Source organism: Providencia rettgeri (assembly GCF_001874625.1).
GTDB classification, from domain to species: domain Bacteria; phylum Pseudomonadota; class Gammaproteobacteria; order Enterobacterales; family Enterobacteriaceae; genus Providencia; species Providencia huashanensis.
Genome location: NZ_CP017671.1, coordinates 1317696 through 1337049, shown reverse-complemented (window position 1 = coordinate 1337049; position 19354 = coordinate 1317696). Strand labels below are relative to the sequence as shown.

General features: G+C 40.3%; 18 protein-coding genes. 11 read left to right on the top strand and 7 right to left on the bottom strand.

What is annotated here, in order from left to right:
- The first annotated feature begins 139 nt into the window (after nt 1–139).
- The 3 genes from moeA (at nt 140) to RB151_RS05970 (ending at nt 2661) form a co-directional block, all read left to right on the top strand.
- A complete protein-coding gene (gene moeA / locus RB151_RS05980) occupies nt 140–1381 on the top strand; it encodes a molybdopterin molybdotransferase MoeA (protein WP_042846582.1) in 1242 nt (413 codons plus the stop codon).
- Between the two features lie 29 nt (nt 1382–1410).
- Nucleotides 1411–2139, top strand: a complete 729-nt coding sequence (gene moeB, locus RB151_RS05975; RefSeq protein WP_208292477.1) for a molybdopterin-synthase adenylyltransferase MoeB — start codon at nt 1411–1413, stop codon at nt 2137–2139.
- Between the two features lie 186 nt (nt 2140–2325).
- Nucleotides 2326–2661 carry a zinc ribbon domain-containing protein YjdM gene (locus RB151_RS05970; protein ID WP_042846644.1) on the top strand — a complete coding sequence of 112 codons (336 nt, stop codon included), beginning with the start codon at nt 2326–2328 and terminating at the stop codon, nt 2659–2661.
- A 110-nt stretch (nt 2662–2771) separates the two neighbouring features.
- Here RB151_RS05970 and RB151_RS05965 read toward each other — a convergent pair whose 3' ends face one another.
- From RB151_RS05965 to RB151_RS05955, 3 genes are all read right to left on the bottom strand, one after another.
- Nucleotides 2772–4346: an ABC-F family ATPase gene (locus tag RB151_RS05965; RefSeq protein ID WP_208292030.1), complete on the bottom strand. Its 1575-nt coding sequence runs from the start codon at nt 4344–4346 to the stop codon at nt 2772–2774.
- A 274-nt stretch (nt 4347–4620) separates the two neighbouring features.
- On the bottom strand, nt 4621–5079 hold the full coding sequence (locus tag RB151_RS05960; protein ID WP_042846585.1) for a GNAT family N-acetyltransferase: 459 nt from the start codon (nt 5077–5079) through the stop codon (nt 4621–4623).
- 33 nt (nt 5080–5112) lie between these two features.
- The gene (locus tag RB151_RS05955; protein WP_042846586.1) at nt 5113–5688 is read right to left on the bottom strand and encodes a TIGR00730 family Rossman fold protein; all 576 of its coding nucleotides are present in this window, start codon (nt 5686–5688) and stop codon (nt 5113–5115) included.
- Between the two features lie 310 nt (nt 5689–5998).
- Between RB151_RS05955 and rhtA the strand changes: the two genes are divergently transcribed.
- Together rhtA and dps are read left to right on the top strand one after the other, a co-directional pair.
- Nucleotides 5999–6886: a threonine/homoserine exporter RhtA gene (rhtA, locus tag RB151_RS05950; RefSeq protein WP_042846587.1), complete on the top strand. Its 888-nt coding sequence runs from the start codon at nt 5999–6001 to the stop codon at nt 6884–6886.
- Between the two features lie 326 nt (nt 6887–7212).
- Complete coding sequence (dps, locus tag RB151_RS05945; RefSeq protein ID WP_042846588.1) at nt 7213–7716, top strand: DNA starvation/stationary phase protection protein Dps; 504 nt, start codon at nt 7213–7215, stop codon at nt 7714–7716.
- 148 nt (nt 7717–7864) lie between these two features.
- On the opposite strand, the gene dinG is transcribed toward dps, so the two are convergent.
- On the bottom strand, nt 7865–9973 hold the full coding sequence (gene dinG, locus RB151_RS05940) for an ATP-dependent DNA helicase DinG (RefSeq protein WP_042846589.1): 2109 nt from the start codon (nt 9971–9973) through the stop codon (nt 7865–7867).
- Between the two features lie 249 nt (nt 9974–10222).
- Here dinG and RB151_RS23450 point away from each other — a divergent pair, with 249 nt between their 5' ends.
- Nucleotides 10223–10384, top strand: a complete 162-nt coding sequence (locus RB151_RS23450; RefSeq protein ID WP_164975526.1) for a hypothetical protein — start codon at nt 10223–10225, stop codon at nt 10382–10384.
- Nucleotides 10385–10421: 37 nt separating this feature from the next.
- A complete protein-coding gene (gene sseA, locus RB151_RS05935; RefSeq protein WP_042846590.1) occupies nt 10422–11261 on the top strand; it encodes a 3-mercaptopyruvate sulfurtransferase in 840 nt (279 codons plus the stop codon).
- A gap of 91 nt (nt 11262–11352) precedes the next feature.
- Here the strand turns inward: sseA and RB151_RS05930 are convergent, their stop codons facing one another.
- The 3 genes from RB151_RS05930 to rhlE all read right to left on the bottom strand — a co-directional run bounded on the left by RB151_RS05930 (nt 11353) and on the right by rhlE (nt 14328).
- A complete protein-coding gene (locus RB151_RS05930) occupies nt 11353–11601 on the bottom strand; it encodes a GlsB/YeaQ/YmgE family stress response membrane protein (RefSeq protein ID WP_042846591.1) in 249 nt (82 codons plus the stop codon).
- Between the two features lie 158 nt (nt 11602–11759).
- On the bottom strand, nt 11760–12701 hold the full coding sequence (gene dusC / locus RB151_RS05925) for a tRNA dihydrouridine(16) synthase DusC (protein ID WP_042846592.1): 942 nt from the start codon (nt 12699–12701) through the stop codon (nt 11760–11762).
- A 301-nt stretch (nt 12702–13002) separates the two neighbouring features.
- Nucleotides 13003–14328: an ATP-dependent RNA helicase RhlE gene (rhlE, locus tag RB151_RS05920; RefSeq protein ID WP_042846593.1), complete on the bottom strand. Its 1326-nt coding sequence runs from the start codon at nt 14326–14328 to the stop codon at nt 13003–13005.
- A 283-nt stretch (nt 14329–14611) separates the two neighbouring features.
- Here rhlE and cecR point away from each other — a divergent pair, with 283 nt between their 5' ends.
- The 4 genes from cecR to RB151_RS05900 all read left to right on the top strand — a co-directional run bounded on the left by cecR (nt 14612) and on the right by RB151_RS05900 (nt 19345).
- A complete protein-coding gene (gene cecR / locus RB151_RS05915) occupies nt 14612–15310 on the top strand; it encodes a transcriptional regulator CecR (protein ID WP_173424819.1) in 699 nt (232 codons plus the stop codon).
- 151 nt (nt 15311–15461) lie between these two features.
- Nucleotides 15462–16457, top strand: a complete 996-nt coding sequence (hlyD, locus tag RB151_RS05910; RefSeq protein WP_042846595.1) for a secretion protein HlyD — start codon at nt 15462–15464, stop codon at nt 16455–16457.
- Nucleotides 16458–16466: 9 nt separating this feature from the next.
- Nucleotides 16467–18209, top strand: coding sequence for an ATP-binding cassette domain-containing protein (locus RB151_RS05905; RefSeq protein WP_071547848.1), 1743 nt, complete (start codon nt 16467–16469; stop codon nt 18207–18209).
- A complete protein-coding gene (locus RB151_RS05900) occupies nt 18206–19345 on the top strand; it encodes an ABC transporter permease (protein WP_042846597.1) in 1140 nt (379 codons plus the stop codon). The genes RB151_RS05905 and RB151_RS05900 overlap by 4 nt, the downstream gene beginning before the upstream one ends.
- The last annotated feature ends 9 nt before the right edge of the window (nt 19346–19354 follow it).

Below are 19354 nucleotides of genomic sequence, written 5' to 3'. Positions count from 1 at the left end.
GCTCACTAATATAAATCTAACTAAAAGCTATTTGTAATCAATTTCTATTCATTCACCCAATCAGGTATTTCTGCCATAATATGCATTACCAACACATTTTTAGCCTCAAGGCATATAACAATAATGAGGGTTATTATTTATGGATCAGTGTCATACTAACGATTTGATTTCTCTAGAGCTTGCATTAGAAAAGCTACTCTCTAACACTAAAACCGTGACAGGCACAGAGATCATTCCACTGACCAGCTCAGCTCAACGTATTATCGCCACTGACCTGATTTCCCCGATTAATGTTCCACCATTTGATAATTCTGCGATGGATGGATATGGTTTATGTTTTGCTGATTGGGATGGCAAAACCCCATTGCCAGTTGCCGGTAAATCTTTTGCAGGTAAACCGATGGAGGGGGAGCTTAAAGCAGGTTGCTGTATCCGTATTATGACCGGAGCTCCAATTCCTCAAGGCGTTGATACCGTAGTTATGCAAGAATCAACAGAGCAAACTGAGCAGGGTATTATATTCACACAGCCAATTAAAAAAGGCAGTAATATTCGTAAAGCGGGGGAAGATATTGCCCAAGGTAGCGCAGTGTTCCCTGCGGGCACATTACTGACAACAGCGCAATTACCCCTTATTGCGTCATTAGGCATTTCTGATGTGACCGTCTATCGCCGTTTAAAAGTTGCCGTTTTCTCCACCGGAGACGAGCTACAGGCTGTTGGCCAACCATTAGCTGACGGGCAAATTTATGACACTAACCGTTTTACCGTTCGCCTGATGCTCGAAAAACTCAACTGTGAAATATTAGATTTTGGCGTGATCCCCGACTCCCCAGAGAAACTAAAACAGACTTTTATCGAAGCCGACCAACAAGCAGATTTAGTGATCAGTAGCGGTGGTGTTTCTGTGGGGGAAGCTGACTATACCAAACAAATTTTAGATGAGCTTGGTTCGATTGGCTTTTGGAAGTTGGCAATAAAACCGGGGAAACCTTTTGCTTTTGGCAAACTCAGCTCTTCATGGTTTTGCGGTCTACCAGGAAACCCAGTGTCTGCTGCATTAACCTTTTATCAGTTGGTACAACCGCTGATCGCCCGCCTCTCAGGGCACAGCCAATGGTGTACACCGCTGCGTTTTAAAGTACCAGTCACTACACCACTGAAAAAGACACCGGGCCGCCTTGATTTCCAACGTGGTATTTTAACGGCCGACGAACAAGGGCAATTACACGTCGCCACTACTGGCCACCAAGGGTCGCATGTATTTAGCTCATTTAGCTTAGCGAACTGTTTTATCGTATTAGAAAGAGAACGCGGTCGAGTTGAAGCGGGAGAAATGGTCGAAGTTGAAATGTTTAACTACTTATTGAAAAGCGAATAATTATCGTGCAAGAACTCAGTGATGACGAAATGCTGCGTTACAACCGCCAAATTATCTTACGCGGGTTTGATTTTGACGGGCAAGAAAAACTCAAATCCAGCCATGCGCTCGTTATCGGTCTAGGTGGCTTAGGTTGCGCAGCGACCCAATACCTTGCGGCAGCTGGAGTCGGTCACTTAACCTTGGTTGATTTTGATACGGTGTCATTATCAAACTTGCAAAGGCAAATTTTGCACCGCGATGCAACTATTGGTGAGCCTAAAGTTAATTCAGCTAAATCGCAGCTTAGTGCTATCAATCCGCATATTCGTATTGACACAGTTAATATGCAATTAGATGACCAACAGCTTGATGAATTAATTAAACGCCATGATGTGGTCTTAGACTGCACCGACAATGTAGCCATTCGTGAGCAGTTAAATCGTTTATGTTTACCTCATAAAAAACCATTTATTTCCGGTGCAGCTATTCGCATGGAAGGTCAATTGTCCGTTTTTACTTATCAAGATGATACCCCATGCTATCGCTGCTTAAGCCGGTTATTTGGAGAAAATAGTTTAACTTGTGTCGAGGCTGGTGTGATGTCGCCTTTAGTTGGCACTATTGGTACCTTGGAAGCGATGGAAACGATTAAATTACTGGCTAACTATGGCCAAGTAAATTCGGGGAAAGTGTTGCTATTTGATGCTATGACTATGGATTTTCGCCAATTTAAGCTAACTAAAGATCCACATTGCGAAGTATGCGGTCAACACTAATAATCAAACCAAGTTCAATTAGGCGGGAAGTTTCTCGCCTTTCCATTACACTTGCAGTAAATTAAGAATAATCTGAAAAAATATTTTTTTTGCCCTTTCACCTTATACTATCCCTCTTTTGTGGCATTTACGGCTAGCGCTGTTACCACAGTTTATTATTTTGATAACGTTACTGAGAGTATGAATATGCAATTCCCTCCTTGCCCTAAATGTCAGTCTGAATACACCTATACTGATAATGATATGTATATCTGCCCTGAGTGTGCGCATGAATGGAATGATGCCGAGCCTGAAGCTGATATTGATGAGCTCATTGTAAAAGATGCCAATGGCAACCTATTAGCTGATGGCGATACTGTCACTGTAGTTAAAGACCTTAAAGTCAAAGGCAGTTCTTCAATGCTGAAAATCGGTACCCGTGTGAAAGGGATCCGTTTAGTCGAAGGTGACCATAATATTGATTGTAAGATTGACGGTTTTGGCCAAATGAAACTGAAATCTGAATTTGTTAAGAAGAACTAAGTAAGCATTAGCTTTCTTTAAATAAAAAGCCCCCCAAATGGATTGTCCAATAATTGGGGGGCTTTTTAGTGACTGAGCATACTCAATCGATACTAAAAGTTAAAATATGATTAGAGCACTACGCCTTGGCTAGTTAGATACTCATCATAACTTCCTTTGAAATCAATAACTTTATCTTCTTTGATTTCTAAAATGCGACTTGCTAGTGAACTTACAAATTCACGGTCATGGGAAACAAATATTAGCGTCCCCTTATACATTTCAAGGGCTAAGTTTAATGACTCAATAGATTCCATATCCAAGTGGTTAGTGGGTTCATCCATAATTAACACATTCGGCTGTTGCATCATCAACTTACCAAACAGCATACGGCCTTGTTCACCACCCGATAATACTTTAACTTTTTTCTTAATATCATCTTGAGAGAACAACAAGCGACCTAAAATACTGCGTACCGCTTGCTCATCATCACCTTCATTTTTCCACTGGCTCATCCAGTCAAAAACAGTTAGGTCTGTTTCAAAATCTTCGGCATGGTCTTGTGCATAATAGCCTATCTTACTGTTTTCAGACCATTTAACCACACCACTGGTGGCTGGTTGTTCGCCCATCAGTGTTTTTAAGAAAGTCGTCTTACCAATACCATTGGCACCGATCACGGCCATTTTCTCGCCCACTTCCAACAGTAAATTGACATTTTTGAATAGTGGACCTTGGTCATAACCATTTGTTACTGCTTCTAATTCAAGCGCATTACGGAATAGTTTTTTCTCTTGCTCAAAACGAATGAATGGGTTTTGACGGCTAGAAGCTTTAACTTCATCAAGCTGAATTTTGTCAATTTGACGAGCCCGTGAAGTTGCTTGCTTCGATTTAGAAGCATTTGCACTAAAACGGCTCACAAAAGATTGTAGTTCAGCAATTTGCGCTTTTTTCTTCGCGTTATCAGAAAGTAAGCGTTCGCGAGCCTGTGTCGCAGCAATCATATATTCATCATAATTACCGGTAAATAAACGCAATTCACCGTAATCTAAGTCCGCCATGTGTGTGCACACCGTATTTAAAAAGTGCCTATCATGGGAAATAATGATCATTGTGCAATTGCGGTCATTCAATACTTGCTCTAACCAACGGATAGTATCGATATCCAAGTTATTCGTCGGCTCATCAAGCAATAAAATATCTGGGTCAGAGAATAATGCTTGCGCCAAAAGTACCCGCAATTTCCAACCTGGAGCAACCTCGCTCATTGGCCCATAATGCTGCTCAACAGGAATACCCACACCGAGTAATAATTCGCCAGCTCGAGCTTCCGCACTGTAGCCATCCATTTCACCGTAAGCGACTTCTAAGTCAGCAACTCGATAACCATCTTCTTCGCTCATTTCAGGAAGTGCATAGATTCTGTCGCGTTCTTGCTTCACATTCCACAGTTCGATATGACCCATAATTACTGTATCTAGCACAGTGTATTCTTCGAATGCGAACTGATCTTGGCGAAGTTTACCAATACGTTCATTTGGATCTGTCGTACTCACATTTCCTGAAGTTGGCGTTAAGTCACCACCTAAGATCTTCATAAATGTCGATTTACCTGCGCCATTTGCGCCGATCAAACCATAACGGTTACCAGTTCCAAATTTAACTGAAATATTTTCAAACAGCGGCTTACTGCCAAACTGCATAGTGATATTGTTCGTTGTTAACACTGCTATGCCTTAAATTAAACGGTGTAAAATAACCTGCGATGAATAAGTTTATATGACAACAGCGTAAGCGAACGGAAATCCCCCAAAATGGGTATTTGGATAACAAAATAAATTTCACACGCCAGTCATTTGAGTACATAGATTACAGCAGGTATAAATAGCGGCGCATTATGCCATATTACGCCGCTTAGATCTTGTGCTGTTTTTAGCGGATTAATAACACAGAAGGAAAAGTTGATTTAACACCAAACTAAAGTTTAATCCCCATTGTCCGGCTGATCTCGGTTAATCCTTCTCGTTCATAAAACTTAATGGCTTGGCGATTTTGTGCCAGCACTGAGAGTTCTAGGTGGCTAAATTGTTTGCTCTTCGCCCACGATTTCATGCCATTTAACAATTCTTGACCTGCTTTTTTACCACGAAAATTCGGGGCAACTACCAAATCAAAGATATAACCAAAGTTTCTAGGGACGATGCAATTATAAGGATCGGCAGATTGTTGTTGAGCAATACAAAACCCTTTAATTTCACCTTCAAATTCAGCTACTAACAGATGAAATTTATCATCAGTTATTGCATTCTCAATAAACTCAAGAGCTTGCTGAGCTGGCTTAATCCGTTCAGGGTCAAATGCAGCCATTTCCGCAAATAAAATTTGATAAAGTGATGAAATAGCCCCTACATCGCTTTTTATCGCTAGTCTTATCATCGTTCTTTCCGTTTATTGCATTAAGAAGAGACGTTAGTCGTAAGTTTTAACTGGCGGCGCAATATATGATTCAAAACTATTTAGTATCCTCTCTGGGGAATCATCAACTATTGCCATATGACGATATTTTTCATGTAAAAAACCTTCATCTGCCATCTTATTAGTCATATCAACTAATGGCTGCCAATAATTATTGATATTAAACAGAGCACAAGGCTTAGTATGTAAGCCAATTTGGCTCCATGTGAAGACTTCTGCGTATTCTTCCAAAGTGCCATAGCCCCCCGGTAAAGCAACAAATGCATCCGCAAGCTCAATCATTTTATTTTTTCGTTGATGCATAGTGTCTACTTTATATAGCTGCGTTAAATTTTTATGCGAAATTTCCCGCTCTTCTAATAACGATGGGATCACCCCAACAACATTCCCCCCTAAAGCAAGGATGGTATCAGCAATGGTTCCCATAATTCCTACGCTCGCCCCACCATAAACTAACGTGATATCACGTTTAACCATCTCTTTAGCAAACTCTATCGCTTTTTGCTGATAGATTTCATGTTTTCCCATGCTTGAACCACAATAGACGGCAACGCTTTTAATTTTTCCCATTTGACCCTCATTTCCCTTTTGATTATGACTTTTTTAGAAAAGAGGATTATACGAGCCTAATATAGAAGCTCAACCCTACATTATTTGTCATAATGAAATTATTATAAATTTTTGCTTATAGCATTACTCTTAATCTAAACTTAGCTATAAAGCACTTTATCCCCTAGGGTAGAAGGTTATTGGCAATAAAGAAATATAAAGCCTCTTGTTTTTATGAGATAATCATTAAGAAATTATTTTTCATAACCAAATACTTATTTTCTAAATATTTATTACCAACTCAGTTACGTTTTCCGAGGTTTACTTATTTATGTCTGCCGACACAAAAAAGAGCGCTCTGCCGCTATTGCCTATAGGGTTATTACTGCTTGCAATGGCCTCTATTCAAAGCGGTGCATCTTTAGCTAAAACTTTATTTCCTGTTATCGGCGCTCCCGGTGTTACTGGTTTACGTTTATTGCTGGCTACAATTATACTCTTTATTATTTTCAAGCCTTGGCGCTTAAAATTCAGAAGAAGCTCACTCGTCCCATTGCTCACATATGGTTTATCCTTAGGTACGATGAACTACCTATTTTATCTGTCACTAGAGCGGATTCCATTAGGGATAGCAGTTGCATTAGAATTCACAGGGCCTTTAGCGGTCGCGATGTTTTCATCTCGCCGACCTATCGATTTCCTTTGGATAGCTCTTGTTATAACTGGGTTATTATTCTTACTGCCTATTGGCGATAATATTAATTCCATTGACCCACTAGGTGCTATTTATGCACTAGGAGCTGGTGTTTGTTGGGGGATTTATATTATTTTTGGTCAGCGAGCAGGAGCCGGCTATGGCGCAGCAACTGTAGCTATCGGTTCATTTATCTCGGCCATGATCTTCTTCCCGATAGGTTTAATGCAAACAGGGTTTGAAGTCATGTTTGACCCTTCTATTTTGCCTCTTGCATTAGCGGTAGCCATTTTATCGACCGCATTTCCTTATACATTGGAAATGATTGCACTCACACGCTTACCAGCTCGTACATTTGGTACGCTAATGAGCCTTGAACCTTGTATGGGGGCATTTTTAGGTATTGTTTTCTTACAAGAACACTTAACAATGACTCAATGGCTAGCTTTATTGTGTATCGTTTGCGCTTCGATAGGCTCTACCTCGACCGCTACGCCTAAATCAAAAATTGAGAAAGTTTCTTAGTCTATTGTAAAATAGGCTAATTAGTACATTAGGTTAATAAATACTGTCTTTCCTGTGTTTATTAACCTATTTTGATGTAAAGATTTATTCATCTGTTTGAAATAATCATTTGTTATTTTTATTTTAATATTTAAATATTCATTACTTACATCTATAGCACTTATTGCAAAAAACAATTAATCCTCAACATCCACAATGAATTAAAGCATATCGGATAGACCTATTAAATTAATCGTTTATTACGCTATGACAAATACACTTTAATATTTTATATTTATTAGCAGATGAGGTTATTAAACAAATTCATATTTAAGAGAGGATGAATCATGAGCACAGCTAAATTATTTAAAGCATCTTCAACTGAACTTTTATATACCCGTAATGATATGGAAGATAGCGTAAAATTGGAAACCATTGGTATCCTTAATGTTATGGTAGTCCATTTTACCGATCTCTCTTTGATGACTAAACAAGCACATTGGAATATGCGTGGTCGTAACTTTATTGCTGTTCATGAAATGTTAGACGGCTTTAGGTCAACCCTTGTGGAACACTTAGATGAATTTGCTGAGCGTGCTGTCCAATTAGGTGGCGTAGCAATCGGTACAACCCAAGAGGTTAATCGTTTTACCTCTTTAGAGGCTTACCCTATCAATATTCACAGTGTACAAGACCACTTAAAAGCCTTAGCTGATCGCTATGCTGTTGTGGCAAATGATATCCGTAAAGCCATTGATGAAGTCGAAGATGAAGACACCGCTGATATGTTTACCGCAGCTTCCCGTGATATGGATAAATTCCTTTGGTTCTTAGAAGCAAATATTGAGTAATGTCGTACCCTAGAGTCAATTTTAATTGACCGAAGGCCACAGCAATGTGGCCTTTTATTTTTGCTTAAAAACCAATATTTACTACTTTTATATCACCATTGATATTTTTCTAAAATAGACCAATAGCGATATAAACCGAATGACTTCCCTATGGTTTTTCAGGCATTTTAGGATGCTCAATAGGGAATACAGGCAAAGCATTTAATAAACGCTTTCCATAATTTTTTGTCAGTAAGCGTTTATCATAAATAATTATTTCACCATAACATTCATGACTACGAATTAGCCGACCTGCCTGTTGGATTAAATTAAATGAAGCACTTGGTAAACTTTGTACTTCAAAAGGGTAACGTTTCAATGACTTTAGCCAGTCACCTTCTGTAATAATCACAGGGTTTGTTACCGGAGGAAATGCAATCTTATGAATATGGACTTGGGTAAGATACTCACCTTTTAAATCTAACCCTTCCGCAAAAGATTGCAAACCAACCAAAGCACTGGATAGCCCTTGGTTAATTCTTTCACAATGTGTTTCGACTAACCGATAGCGAGGCTGATCCCCTTGAACTAAAAGCTGTAACCGTAGGTCTTTAACATGCTCAAGGAACCCTTCCATTGCACGTTGGCTGCTAAACAATACCAAGACCCCACGGTGAGTATCTTTTATAAACTGCTCACGGAAAAATGCCGCCATTTCAGCTAAATGCTGAGCTTCATTATGAATAGTTGGCTCATATTCCATTTGAGGAATAATAATTTTCCCTTGCTCAATATGATTAAAAGGCGAAGAAAGGGTGACAAAACGATCATCATTTTTTTCTGATAGCCCTGTCAGTTCCATAAAACGTGAATAACTGTTTAGAGACCTAAGCGTTGCCGAAGTAATCACAATATGTGGCACATTTCGCCACAGTAAATGTTGCAATTGCTCGCTAACGCGGATCCCCGCGCAATGCATAAAGACGCGTGATTGGTTTTTTTCATAGCGCCGACTTAGCCATTTAGATATTGGCGCCCCTGAGCTTTGGTCTAAGGCTGCCAAACGCCAAAGCTTTGCCATATTTTCAAAATAACCCATAGCCCGACTAGTTGTTAAAATAGAGCGATGTAAGCGAACAATGTCTTGCTTTGCCGTTTGTTCAGTTAAATCGTTTAATATCGCTTCTGCTAACCCTTTTAGAGCATCCGTTTGCTTAAAGAGCATTTGGCAACTTAACTGCATTGGCTCTGGTAGTACCCCTAGAGGAAATAAATATTCATTCTCTTTCGACGTTTCAGGTAGTAAAGCATTCGCTAACATAGAAAAATCACGAAATGACTCTCGTAATTTTTCAGCATGTTGTTGTAGCCGCTCCGGATTAGCTAATTTTGGCGGCTTTACTGGCCGAAACTGCCCCATATATTGCCCTACATGATGAATAAAATTATCAAGCTGAGCAGTTAATTGAACTAACGTAATTTCACCTTCAACTTCAAGGGCATCCCTTGCGACATCAGGAACATGGTGCCCTTCATCAAGTACTAGTAATAATTTTTTAGGGTCAGGTAGCACCGACTCGCTTTCCATCGCCGCCATCACTAATGCATGGTTTGCAACCACAACATCTGCATCTTCAATTTCCCGTCTAGCAATAAAAAATGGACAGCGCTGGTAAAATTGGCAATTTCGGCCTAAACAATTCATTTTATCTGTGCTGACTTTACGCCATAAGTTATCACTGAAAGAGCGCTTATGGTGGTCCCTTAGGCCATCCCATGCAAAACTTTGGAAATCATGGCTAAGCTGTTGGCAGATAGCCCGCTCTTCGCTATTTGCGACCTCTGTTTTATCTTCCACTAATAGCATTAAGTCAATTTGCTCGCCTTCTGCCGCACAGATTGCGGCTAAATTGCGAGGGCAAACGTAACGTGCTCGGCCAAATGCGCCAGTGTATTTCAAATCAGGAATAATTTTGCTCAATAACGGCAAATCTTTGCTATAAATCTGGTCTTGCAGCGCCACATTTGCCGTACTGACGACTAGCGTTTTACCTTCGGCTCTTCCCACTGCAATACCGGGTATTAAATAAGACAGCGTTTTCCCCACCCCTGTCGGCGCCTCAATAACAAGGTGGCGACCGTCATCATCTGCCAAATTTTTTGCTACTTCCGCTATCATCTGACGTTGTGGTGCTCGGGGAATAAACCCATCAATTTGTGATGACAGCCCCTTATACCACTGGGTTATTTGTTCTTTAATTTTATTCGACAGGGACATAAGTTATGCAGATGACCAAAGTTAAGATAAAAGATAATGAATCTGAAAACAGAAGGGAACGCCAAAACAATTTGTTTGCCAAGCGCTTCGCAAAACTACTGTATTAAACACCATTATACATAAAAATTGGGAAGCCTTTTGCAAAACACCAACTCATACGCAGAAAAAGCAGCTTTTAACTTGTTTGCAACACTCATCCAGTTATACTTTGTGTTCTTATTACTACTATGATTACGCAGGCCACAGAAAATGAAAAAGGTTGTTATCGCACTTTGCGCATTATGTGCTTTTGGCTCAGTAGGCGGCATTGTTTTAGCTGGCATGAATATTTACACTCGTTCAACGACACCTATTGAACAGGGGCAACAACAATCCCCCTCAGTATTACCAGCACCTAATCAAGTGCAATAATTTAGAGTCATTTATCAAACCAGCATGGAGATAGCTTATGTACAACGACTATTTTGTAACCCCTCAATGGTTAAACGCACATCTGTTTGATGGCAATATCATTGTACTTGATGCCTCATCTCCCCCACCAACCGCTCCTTATGACTGCCGTCAACGTTATCTAGAAGAACACATTCCTAACGCTCAGTTTTTTCATCAAGATGAAATCGCCGATAAATCCTGTGACTTACCTCATATGCTACCAAGCGCTGAAGTATTCAGCCACGCCGTTGGAATGATGGGTATAGGCAATGAGACGCAAGTTATTATTTACTCACAAAATAATTTATTTTCATCGCCTAGAGCATGGTGGACTTTCACCACTATGGGCTGCAATAACGTTAAAATTTTAGCGGGCGGTATCGATGCATGGAAAGCTGCAGGATTTACTGTTCAATCTGGTGAGGTTCCCCCTCCTGAAACTAAAAAATTCACAGCCTCACGTAAAGACAGTAATGCACTGAACCAGCAACAAGTACTTGATATTGTTCATGATGGTAAAATCCAAATTATTGATGCCCGTGCCACTGCTCGCTTTCTAGCTCAAGCACCAGAACCTCGCCCAGGGTTACGTATGGGGCATATTCCCGGCAGCAAAAATGTCCCGTGGGACCTACTGGTTGAAAATGGTATGTTTAAATCCCCAGAACAACTGAAAGCCATTTTTAATGAGCAAGGTGTTGATATTAATGCACCATCAATGACAACATGTGGCTCTGGGATGACCGCAGCTGTAGTGTTGATGGCCCTTACACTTTTGGGTAACCATAATGTACGGTTGTATGATGGTTCATGGGCACAATGGGGGCAGGATAATGGCCTTCCTATAGAGCCATAACTAATCAACCTTTTTCGATACCCCATAAAAGATATAAGCCACTAACTTGTCTGAGTGGCTTATATAATAGATTTTACTAACTAAGAAAGCGTTATTTTACAAATATACCCGCTAAGAACAGCACCACAATTGCCCCGATAACAGCGACAACAAAACTACCAAAGTTGAAGCCGTCAACCTTCCCTTTGCCAAAGAAGGTGCTAATGTACCCACCAACAACCGCACCAACGATCCCTAGCACAGTGGTCATAATAAACCCCATATGGTAAGTACCTGGCATTAGCCACTTAGCTAAGATACCTGCAATTAAACCAAAAATAATCCAAGCAATAACTCCCATCTTACTCCTCCTAGACTAGGTTGTTGCACAGTAATATTCTAAAAATCTTATATAATAGTAGTAAATAAGTTAACTAAACCACTACCATATCAAATAAGTAAAGACCCTATAAGCCAATTTAGCAACTATTAACTCCTGATAATTATTCGTGTTCATCATCAATGGCTAACTATTTCCGTTATGACCTGTGCTATCTGTTGAGCATTTTTTAAAGACCTTACTTGGGAAAATAATTCGTCTGCTTGCCGGTACTCTTTACGTAAATAACCAAGCCATTGCTTGATACGAGCTGCATGGTAATTACCTGTATCCCCTTGTTTTTCTAACTCCGTATATTTTAATAGTAATAACCCAACCTGCTCCCACGGCATTTTTTTATGGTTATGCTTAATCACACGACTCAGGTTCGGGGTGATCAACGCTCCACGCCCAATCATTACTGCATCACAACCTGTAATATTAAGGCAACTCTGAGCACTGGTATAATCCCAAATTTCCCCATTAGCGATAACAGGGATCGTAAGTTTCTGACGAATTTCAGCTATTGCATGCCAATTAATTCGCTCTGCTTTGTAACCATCTTCTTTCGTTCGCCCATGAACAGTTAATTCTGTTGCACCTGCTTGTTGAACCGCATCTGCAATTTCATAAGCAAGGTCACTATTATCCCAGCCAAGACGAACTTTAGCCGAAACCGGTAACGGTTTAGGTACTGCTGTTCTCATCGCTTTGACTGCGTTATAGATTAAATCAGGCTGTTTTAATAATGTTGCTCCACCGCCATGGCCATTCACTGTTTTAGAGGGGCAACCACAATTTAAATCGACACCATATGAACCTAGTTCTATAGCTCTAGCCGCATTTTCAGCTAACCATTGTGGGTGTTGCCCTAATAATTGCACCCGTACTAAAGTCCCAGAAGGAGTTCGGCTTTTATACTTTAGTTCAGGGCATAGGCGATAAAAGGTTTTTGCCGGCAATAAAGTATCAACTATTCGAATAAATTCGGTAATACAAAGGTCATAATCATTAACTTCACTAAGTAAAGTGCGAACTAGAGGATCTAAAACCCCTTCCATCGGAGCTAATAAAACACGCATAAATTACTCACCCAAAAACGCCATAAGGTAAAAAGAAATTTCATACATTTAATTGCCTTAAATAAAGCACCTTTAGAATATTAATATTAACGTGTGACATAAAACTTAACCTAATCAATTGCCGCCTATAATACATTTTCGTTGGTAAATAAGCAGAAGAATTATCATAAGAATGAGCGTCTTAATGGGGAAATGGCAACGAAGAGTTTTAGCGAGGGGAAAGCTATATCAAAATAAGTAGCTCAACCGATGTAATAAACATCGTGCTGAGCCACTTTTTTAATACGACTAGTTAAATCAGTTAACCTTCGTGACGACCTTGTTTAGCTTTTTTCTGTGCATTTTTCCATGGCGAACTCAACGTTTTCCCCGTACTAGGCTTAGCCGTGGATACATTGGTACGACGAGGTTTATTGCTAGAAGCCCCACTCGAACGGCGCTCACCACGTTGTGGTGTTTTTTGAATAGGTTCCGCTTTAATAGAAGGGTCCGGCTCGTAGCCCTCTACAGACATTCTTGGAATCGGCTTTTTAAGTAATTTTTCAATATCTTTAAGCAATTTAGCTTCATCAATACACACTAATGAAACCGCCATACCTGTCGCTTCAGCACGGCCAGTACGACCAATACGATGTACATAATCTTCAGCAACATTAGGCAGCTCAAAATTTACAACATAAGGCAGTTGTTCAATATCTAAGCCCCGTGCTGCAATATCGGTTGCAACTAAGACTCGAATATCCCCCGATTTAAAATCGGCTAAAGCACGTGTACGAGCACCTTGGCTTTTATTACCATGAATAGCCGCAGCCTTAATACCGTCTTTATTCAAATGCTCAGCTAGACGATTAGCCCCATGTTTTGTCCGAGTAAAGACTAAAACTTGTTGCCAATTCTCACGACCAATCATAAAAGAAAGTAATTCCGATTTACGTTTTTTATCAACTAAATGAACATACTGAGTAATTTGTTCAGAAGCTGAATTACGAGGAGCCACTTCAATGGTCACTGGGTTATTCAGTAACTTATTTGCTAACTGCTTAATTTCATCTGAAAAAGTAGCAGAAAATAATAAATTTTGACGTTTTTTAGGTAATTTGTTAATAACTCGGCGGATATCATGAATAAACCCCATATCTAACATGCGGTCAGCTTCATCTAACACAAATACTTCTACTTGAGAAAGATCAACCGCATTTTGATGAGCTAAATCTAACAAGCGCCCTGGGGTCGCGATTAAAATATCCACGCCTCCGCGTAACTTCATCATCTGAGGGTTAATACTTACACCGCCAAAAACCACAAACGAACGAATACGTAGATGACGACTATACTCTTTTACATTTTCAGCAACTTGTGCCGCAAGCTCCCTTGTTGGCGTCAAAATTAATGCGCGAATTGGCTTACGATTATTCCCAGCACGAGGAGTAGTAACCAGTTTTTGTAAAATTGGCAACGTAAAACCCGCAGTTTTACCGGTGCCTGTTTGTGCGCTGGCTAAAAGGTCGCTTCCTGCAAGCACTGCTGGGATCGCTTGTTGTTGAATTGGCGTTGGACTTTCATAGCCTAATTCATTAATGGCAAGCAAGATTTCCTCGTTTAATGCGAGGTCTGAAAAAGTAGTCAAATTAAATTACTCCGGGCTTCACCGCTTTCAATAGATTTTGGCAGTTATGGGGGAAGTGAGTCAGAGGAAAAAGCGCAAACTGCCGTGCGACATCACCAAATTCTAACATTATTTGCAGATGATAAATATATTAATTTAGTTTGGTTAATAAATTAATATAAAATCCCCCCTATATAGTATATATACTTACACAATACTATGAGATGTCGTTTTTTGTCCCTTATAAACATAAAAGCCAATTAAGAGCTTATTGGGTGTTATTTAATTCTGATTTTTAAAAGGAATGTTTATGAATACAGGTTCATCGCAAACTTTGCGGGGAGAAAACGCAAAAACACAACTGCTGCACACAGCTGCTGATGTCTATGGAGAGCAAGGCCTTGATGGCGCAACAACACGGAAAATTGCACAAGCTTCAGGGCAAAATATCGCCGCAATATCTTACTATTTTGGTTCAAAAGAAGGGCTTTACTTAGCCGTTGCCCACCTTATAGCCAAAAATATCAAAGATGATTTCAGTGATGTTTTCTTGGCAATTGATCAATTTTTAGAAAAACCGATAGCAACTCAAAAACCTGAGGATGCTTTAGATTTACTGCAACGGACTGTAATTGCGTATAACTATTTTCAACTCGAAAAGAAAAATTTGAGTTTTTCGCGTATATTAGCGCGCGAACAGCTCAATCCAACTGAAGCATATACCATCATTCATGAACATGCTTTAGGCCCAATACACTCACGATTAAACCGGCTTATCGCCCTCTATATTGGTGCAGACCCCAACCATTTAACGACGCTTATCCACACCCATGCTATTCTTGGTGAAACCCTGTCATTTCGCATTGCACGGGAAACATTGTTACGGCAAACGGGTTGGAAACATATCAATGAAAATGAATTTGAAATTATTAATCAAGTTCTTATTGAGCATACTAATATACTTTTAGCTGGTTTACGTCATCGCAAACAACATGAAAAGTGATATCATTAATTAAAGTGAAATATTCACGTTGATTATCACTAGAGGCTGATGATTTTCGCCGTCTTTCAAACAGAAACCGAGCATCAAAAATCAACAGCCTCTAACACCAATATCCGTTTTTCATATCACAGGCTCTTAAGTAAGGTTAGCTATGAACAATAAAAACCGTTCCGCAGTTGTTCTAATTATTGTCATATTAATCGGTATTGCCGCTGGAGGTTATTACTATTACCAATCTCAGCAAGAGAATACATTGACACTCTATGGTAATGTTGATGTTAGAACCGTTAACCTTAGTTTCCGTGTACCTGGAAAACTGGCGTCTTTAAATGTCGATGAGGGTGCACACGTTGTTGCAGGGGATAAACTAGGTCAACTTGATGATGCCCCTTATATCAACGCATTAAATAAAGCTAAAGGGGTACGTGATAGCGCGAAGGCTCAGTTAGCATTAAAAGAAAGTGGTTACCGTACTCAAGAAATTGCTCAAGTTGAAGCTGAAGTCGCACAGAAACAAGCCGCTTGGCAATATGCGGATAATTTTTATAAGCGCCAGCAAGGGCTAGCAGCTTCACGCGTTATTTCAGCCAATGAGCTAGATAATGCAAAAAATAATCGCAATCAAGCTTTTGCCGCACTCCAAGCCGCACAAGATAAACTCAATCAATATCAAAGTGGTTTTCGCCAAGAAGAAATAGCCGCCGCAAGGGGCGAATGGTTGCAGGCTGAAGCTGCTGTTGCACAAGCTGAATTGGACTTACAAGACACTCTTTTAACCGCCCCCTCCACCGGTACAATATTAACTAGGGCTATTGAGCCTGGCACTATCATTAATTCAGGCAATACCGTATTTAGCGTGACACTCACAAACCCTGTTTGGGTCAGAGCCTATGTCAGTGAACCCCATCTTGGTGAGGCAGTACCGGGCAAAGAAGTACTTTTACGTACTGATAGCCGGCCAGATAAGCCTTACCACGGTACCATTGGTTTTGTCTCGCCGACCGCCGAATTTACCCCTAAAAGCGTACAGACACCTGATTTAAGAACTGATTTAGTCTATCGGCTACGCATTGTTGTCAATGATGCAGATGAGGCATTACGTCAAGGAATGCCTGTAACCATTCAATTCACTGATCATAAGCAATAAGAGTTTGCAATGAGTGATAATTACAGTATTCGCCTAGTCAATGTCGAAAAAACGTTTGTTGGCCTTAGCGCCCCTGCGGTTGAAAGCTTAACAATCGATATTCATGGTGGCTCTGTGACAGGTCTTGTTGGCCCTGATGGCGCAGGTAAAACCACATTAATGCGAATGCTTGCCGGCTTATTAAAACCAGACTCGGGGAAAATTCGAGTTATGGGGCTTGACCCCATTGAAGACAGTATCGCGATGCGTGCAAGTCTTGGTTATATGCCACAAAAATTTGGGCTATATGAAGACTTAACAGTCCAAGAAAATTTGGACTTATATGCTGACCTTAGAGGCATAGTGGGTGAAGAACGCATATCTACTTATCGGCAATTACTTTCTTTTACGAGCCTAGCCCCTTTTACTAAAAGGTTGGCGGGTAAACTTTCTGGCGGAATGAAACAAAAGCTCGGTTTAGCTTGTACATTATTAGGTAAACCTAAAGTGCTGCTATTAGACGAACCGGGGGTTGGTGTAGACCCAATCGCACGACGCGAGTTATGGCAAATGGTGCATACCCTTGCAGATGACGGTATGTTAATCCTTTGGAGCACATCATATTTAGATGAAGCCCAACAATGTAAAAATGTACTGCTTTTAAATAAAGGAAAGCAGCTTTACTCTGGCGCACCTGAAGTATTAACCCAAAAAATGGCTGGGCGTTCCTATTTACTTGATGCCCCAGCTAACCAAAAACGCACAGTGCTACAAAATGCGCTCGTATTACCCGAAACCACCGATGGAGTCATCCAAGGCCGTTATATTCGCCTAATTTTAAAGCCTAACGCATCCCAAGCAAATTTATTAGCAGCTTTAGATATGAGCGATAAAAAGCTGATTGAGGCACCACAACCCCGCTTTGAAGATGCTTTTATTGATTTGCTTGGTGGAGGGCCATCCCATCGTTCCGAATTAGCGGCTATCGTGCCACAAATACCTGCTAACCCGCAGGAAACTGTTATAGAAGCTCGTAATTTAACAAAAAAATTTGGTCAATTTGCGGCAACAGATAGGGTCAACTTTCAGGTCAAACGAGGGGAAATTTTTGGGTTGTTAGGGCCTAATGGTGCAGGTAAATCGACAACATTTAAAATGATGTGTGCTTTAATGAAGCCAACCGATGGCCAAGCATTGGTACTGGGTATGGACTTAAAAACGAGTTCAAATAAAGTTAGGCAACATCTTGGCTATATGGCTCAAAAATTTTCACTATATGGCAATTTAAAAGTTGGGCAAAACCTAAAGTTTTTCTCTGGTGTTTATGGTTTACATCACAAACAACAATCAAGCAAAATTCAAGAGATGGTCGATGCTTTCAATTTTACTCCCATAATTAATCAGGTCACAGACTCTCTTCCCTTGGGTTACAAGCAACGTTTAGCACTGGCCTGCTCGTTAATGCATGAACCTGATATTTTATTTTTAGATGAACCGACTTCAGGTGTTGACCCGTTAACCCGTAGGGAATTTTGGTTACATATTAATGGTATGGTTGATAAAGGCGTCACTGTCATGGTCACCACACACTTTATGGATGAAGCAGAATACTGCGATAGAATTGGGCTGGTTTATCATGGCAAAATTATTGCTGCGGGTACCCCCGACGAGCTAAAACAGCAAGTTGTGACTAACGATAACCCAGACCCATCGATGGAAGATGCGTTTATTGGTTTGATCAACCGTTATGATAAACAGCAGGAGGCTCAATGACTCAATCAGCTTCCCATTTTTCATGGCGTAGGCTCAAAGCGCTATGTTGGAAAGAAACTAAACAAATTGTCCGTGACCCAAGCAGTGCATTAATCGCTGTTGTTATCCCACTAATGTTATTGTTTATTTTCGGTTATGGTATCAATCTAGATTCAAGTAAATTACGCGTTGGTATTTTGCTTGAGCAGCAAACCCCACAAGCACGTGAATTAGTCGATACCTTTACAGGCTCGCCATTTATTGATGCAACTATTAGTAATAATAGAAACTTTTTGATAGACAAAATGCAAGCTGGTGAGATCCGCGGCATTGTCGTGATCCCTGTTAATTTTTCAGCGCAATTATTGCAAGCACAAGGCCATGCGGCTATCCAAGTTATTACCGATGGTAGTGAGCCAAATACCGCGAATTTTGTGCAAGCATACACCAAAGGTATTTGGCATACATGGCAGATGCAACAAGGGGAAAACCAAGGTAAACCCATTTCCCCCTTGATTGAGGTCGATATGCGTTATTGGTTTAATGAGGCGGCCATTAGTCAGCATTTTATTATCCCAGGGGCAATCAGCATTATCATTACTGTTGTCGGGGCTATTTTAACCTCGCTAGTCATTGCTAGGGAGTGGGAACGTGGCACAATGGAAGCGTTACTTTCTACTCAAATTACTAAAACTGAATTATTACTTTCAAAATTACTGCCATACCAAGTGCTTGGCTCATTTGTGATGGTTTTATGCATGTTTGTCACCACTTTTGTGTTAGGTGTGCCTTATCGAGGTTCATTACTGGTGTTATTTGTGATCACCAGTCTTTATCTTGCAACCGCACTTGGAATGGGCTTATTAATTTCTACCATCACTCGTAATCAATTCAATGCTGCTATGGTGGCTCTAAATGCCGCATTCTTACCTGCAATAATGTTATCTGGTTTTATTTTTGAAATTGATAGCATGCCAGCAATCATTCAGGTAGTGACTTATTTTATCCCTGCTCGCTATTTTGTCAGTAGTTTACAAACACTATTTCTTGCTGGGGATGTCTACCTCGTTTTACTGACCGATTTTCTGTTGTTAATCGCATCAGCCATCTTATTTATTGGCTTAACGGCGCTTAAAACCCGTCGTCGTCTTGATTGAGGTGTCACT

Excerpts from the sequence above, each read along its gene's own strand:
- moeA (WP_042846582.1), top strand. The coding sequence starts at position 140 with ATGGATCAGTGTCATACTAACGATTTGATTTCTCTAGAGCTTGCATTA.
- moeB (WP_208292477.1), top strand. The coding sequence starts at position 1,411 with ATGCTGCGTTACAACCGCCAAATTATCTTACGCGGGTTTGATTTTGAC.
- RB151_RS05970 (WP_042846644.1), top strand. The coding sequence starts at position 2,326 with ATGCAATTCCCTCCTTGCCCTAAATGTCAGTCTGAATACACCTATACT.
- RB151_RS05965 (WP_208292030.1), bottom strand. The coding sequence starts at position 4,346 with ATGCAGTTTGGCAGTAAGCCGCTGTTTGAAAATATTTCAGTTAAATTT.
- RB151_RS05960 (WP_042846585.1), bottom strand. The coding sequence starts at position 5,079 with ATGATAAGACTAGCGATAAAAAGCGATGTAGGGGCTATTTCATCACTT.
- RB151_RS05955 (WP_042846586.1), bottom strand. The coding sequence starts at position 5,688 with ATGGGAAAAATTAAAAGCGTTGCCGTCTATTGTGGTTCAAGCATGGGA.
- rhtA (WP_042846587.1), top strand. The coding sequence starts at position 5,999 with ATGTCTGCCGACACAAAAAAGAGCGCTCTGCCGCTATTGCCTATAGGG.
- dps (WP_042846588.1), top strand. The coding sequence starts at position 7,213 with ATGAGCACAGCTAAATTATTTAAAGCATCTTCAACTGAACTTTTATAT.
- dinG (WP_042846589.1), bottom strand. The coding sequence starts at position 9,973 with ATGTCCCTGTCGAATAAAATTAAAGAACAAATAACCCAGTGGTATAAG.
- RB151_RS23450 (WP_164975526.1), top strand. The coding sequence starts at position 10,223 with ATGAAAAAGGTTGTTATCGCACTTTGCGCATTATGTGCTTTTGGCTCA.
- sseA (WP_042846590.1), top strand. The coding sequence starts at position 10,422 with ATGTACAACGACTATTTTGTAACCCCTCAATGGTTAAACGCACATCTG.
- RB151_RS05930 (WP_042846591.1), bottom strand. The coding sequence starts at position 11,601 with ATGGGAGTTATTGCTTGGATTATTTTTGGTTTAATTGCAGGTATCTTA.
- dusC (WP_042846592.1), bottom strand. The coding sequence starts at position 12,701 with ATGCGTGTTTTATTAGCTCCGATGGAAGGGGTTTTAGATCCTCTAGTT.
- cecR (WP_173424819.1), top strand. The coding sequence starts at position 14,612 with ATGTTTATGAATACAGGTTCATCGCAAACTTTGCGGGGAGAAAACGCA.
- hlyD (WP_042846595.1), top strand. The coding sequence starts at position 15,462 with ATGAACAATAAAAACCGTTCCGCAGTTGTTCTAATTATTGTCATATTA.
- RB151_RS05905 (WP_071547848.1), top strand. The coding sequence starts at position 16,467 with ATGAGTGATAATTACAGTATTCGCCTAGTCAATGTCGAAAAAACGTTT.
- RB151_RS05900 (WP_042846597.1), top strand. The coding sequence starts at position 18,206 with ATGACTCAATCAGCTTCCCATTTTTCATGGCGTAGGCTCAAAGCGCTA.